Origin of the sequence: Brachyspira pilosicoli (genome assembly GCF_019402445.1) — a bacterium.
Taxonomy (GTDB): Bacteria; Spirochaetota; Brachyspiria; order Brachyspirales; family Brachyspiraceae; genus Brachyspira; species Brachyspira pilosicoli_B.
Window position 1 is genome coordinate 1 of the sequence record NZ_SRZM01000407.1, and the last position, 271, is coordinate 271.

Below are 271 nucleotides of genomic sequence, written 5' to 3' on the forward strand. Positions count from 1 at the left end.
TATTATATTTTTTTTCAAAAATGTCTGCAAGTTCTACATTCTCAAAATTATTTATCATAGGAGAAGACTGAGCTATTCTTCTTGTCTTATCTAGTAAAGAGGCTAGAGAAAAAGCAATAGCCTTTATTTTGTATTTTGACATAATATTATCTATTATATTTTTTGATAAGTATTCAATTTTATCATATGCATCAGAAAAATCTTTTGTTTTTATTTTGTTAAAATAAATAATATTTAATTCATTATCTATAATAGAATATCTTAAATTTGT

At 20.7% G+C, this 271-nt stretch carries 1 protein-coding gene; it reads right to left on the bottom strand.

What is annotated here, in order from left to right; all coding sequences use genetic code 11:
• Nucleotides 1-271: hypothetical protein (locus E6A48_RS11430; RefSeq protein ID WP_219710439.1), on the bottom strand; the 271-nt coding region annotated here is incomplete at both ends.